The 2,392-nt window shown below is 32.3% G+C and carries 3 protein-coding genes and 1 tRNA gene; 1 reads left to right on the forward strand and 3 read right to left on the reverse strand.

What is annotated here, in order from left to right; genetic code table 11:
- Nucleotides 1–128: 128 nt before the first annotated feature.
- The 3 genes from FC45_RS07340 to FC45_RS07350 form a co-directional block, all read right to left on the reverse strand.
- Nucleotides 129–701 (reverse strand): histidine phosphatase family protein, encoded by a 573-nt coding sequence (locus FC45_RS07340; RefSeq protein ID WP_006588122.1) that lies wholly within the window; start codon nt 699–701, stop codon nt 129–131.
- Between the two features lie 115 nt (nt 702–816).
- Complete coding sequence (gene apf / locus FC45_RS07345) at nt 817–1,593, reverse strand: aggregation-promoting factor (protein WP_021351463.1); 777 nt, start codon at nt 1,591–1,593, stop codon at nt 817–819.
- A 240-nt stretch (nt 1,594–1,833) separates the two neighbouring features.
- On the reverse strand, nt 1,834–2,157 hold the full coding sequence (locus FC45_RS07350) for a DMT family transporter (protein WP_006585653.1): 324 nt from the start codon (nt 2,155–2,157) through the stop codon (nt 1,834–1,836).
- A 72-nt stretch (nt 2,158–2,229) separates the two neighbouring features.
- On the opposite strand from FC45_RS07350, the gene FC45_RS07355 reads away from it, so the two are divergent.
- A tRNA-Thr gene (locus FC45_RS07355) sits at nt 2,230–2,302 on the forward strand.
- Nucleotides 2,303–2,392 lie beyond the last annotated feature (90 nt).

Consider the following 2,392-nt stretch of genomic DNA (forward strand, 5'->3'; position numbering starts at 1 on the left):
AACCGTTGCCTTACCACTTGGCTATAACCCATTCCTTTGTGAGCTTTTACTTGTTGCTCAACAAATAATATAATACCCAATAATTCTTTTTTCGTCAACAAAAAAATTAAAAAAGTTGAATTTTTCTGTTATTTCAGGTCTTTAGCTGGCCAGTAGCTACCACCGAATTCTATTTCATCACCATTAAAAATCAATTTAACTACACCACAATTTTCAAAGTGAAAGTTAGTCTTAGGAAACATATCTCTTACATACATCCCTAAAATTGCTCCATGTCCAACTGCAATAGCGATTTCACCATCTGAAAGCTGATTTTTAATATATTCAATAGCCCTCTTCATTCTTTCAATTGCTAAAAAATCAGCTTCCATATTTGGATCTACAACACCACTCCCATGATTCCAAGGCAAAGTTACTTCATCTTGACCTTCATAAATTCCATACCATTTCTCACGCATATCTTTTAATCTTTCATATGGAATGCTCTTTTGAGTAATAAATTCTAAAGTATCACATGCTCGTTCTTGCGTTGAACAAAATGCCTTATCAAATTTAATTCCTTTTTTCCTAAAGAAATCTCCTGTAACCTTTGCTTGCATCTGACCTAAAACAGTTAATGGGGAATCTACTCTTCCTTGAACTTTGTGATAATAATTAAAAAAAGTCTGCCCATGGCGGACTAAATAAATTGTCTTGCTCATATTATTCTCCTGTTAACCTATTACATTCATAAATAGTATCATATTTTTATTGCAAAAAGAAAAAGGACTCATTATTGAGTCCTTTTTTATTTTTGTTCAGAATAAATTCAAAATCTTAGTACCAACCGTTTGCTAACCAGAATGCCTTAGCAGCAGTCCATGAGCCGTAACGACTGTATACGTAGTTATCAGCAACTTTTTCTTGGTTTGAAGCTGATAAATCACCATTTAAATAACTAATTGAAAGTTGGTATTTACCATAGTATTGACCGTTTTGTGCAGTGTAAGAACCACTAGATTCTTTATTTGCAATCCAAGCTTTAGCATCTGCTTCAGAACCAGTTGCAGTTGAAGTGTATGAACTAGTTGAAGTTGTAGTTGCAGTATATGAACTAGTTGTGTTTGCTGCAGATGATGCTGAATTGTAAGCATTTGAAGAACTTGAGTTAGCGGATACTGCTTGAGTTTGAGTATTTGAAGATACTGTACTTTGAGGCTGTGCACTTGATTGTGCAACAGTTGCAACTGAGTTGTTAGAAGTAGACTTGTTATAGCCACTTACAACATATTTAGCAGGAACCCATTGATTTAACCCCAAGTCATACCACTTTTCACCAGTTGAAGAGTATACAGTTTGGATAACCTTCCAAGAAGTACCATGTGCTAATCTCTGACCAGTAAAATGAGGATTATCTGGATTATTCCAAACAGCAATTCCATATCCAGGAACATAATTTACAGTAACTACATCAGTATCATTGTTAACAATAGTTGCAGCGTGTGCAGTATTTGATTTCAAGTTAGTTGCCATTACACCAGTTAAAGTAACTGCTGCAACCGCCATAAATTTCGTAAATAATGAATTTAATCTGATAGACTTTGTATTTTTCAAGAATAATCTCTCCTTAATAATAACTTTTCTCGTCTGTCAAAATTTCGTCTGTCATTCAATTGACATGATATATACTAGCAGGCTAATATTTCAGAAAAGTTACACAGCTATAGATAGATTATTAAAAAAATTACGTCAAATATTACAATTTGAAATATTTGTAATACTAAATACTGTTTTATTCATCCTTTAGAAGATTAAAATTACAAAAGTTACAAAAGTTAAGCATTTATTTCATAATTAGTTACTTGCAGACATCAAATTTAACAACATAATCCCGATAATTATCATCGTTATAGCTAAAATTGTAATTAGATTTACCTTTTCTTTCCATATTATTATTCCAATTATTGTAGTAATAACTATCCCTACTCCCGACCAAATAGCATAAGCAACTCCTAAATCAATTATTTTTAAACTCTTACTGAAGAAATAGAAACAAATGACATATGCTATCAATGCCACTATTCCGATTCCCCATTTACTAAAACCTTGTGACATCTTTAAAAGAGTAGTCCCAATTAATTCTCCAATAATTGCAATTGCCAAATAAAAATATCCCATAAATACACCTCATATCACTCATAATTTTACAATTGCCAGTAGATTGTTTTTTTGCTATACTTCTTTTATTAAGCTGATTTAGCTCAGTTGGTAGAGCATCTCCCTCGTAAAGAGAAGGTCGCCAGTTCGATTCTGGCAATCAGCATAAGTGATAATTTTATTGCTTATTTTTATTAAATTATCTATAATATAAATGTATATTAAATGCACCCTTAGCGCAACTGGATAGAGTGTC

The sequence above is a fragment of the Lactobacillus jensenii DSM 20557 genome, from assembly GCF_001436455.1.
GTDB classification, from domain to species: Bacteria; Bacillota; Bacilli; order Lactobacillales; family Lactobacillaceae; genus Lactobacillus; species Lactobacillus jensenii.

Bases quoted from the DNA above. Each gene is read 5' to 3' on its own strand.
- FC45_RS07340 (WP_006588122.1), bottom strand. From the start codon at position 701: ATGAGCAAGACAATTTATTTAGTCCGCCATGGGCAGACTTTTTTTAAT.
- FC45_RS07350 (WP_006585653.1), bottom strand. From the start codon at position 2,157: ATGGGATATTTTTATTTGGCAATTGCAATTATTGGAGAATTAATTGGG.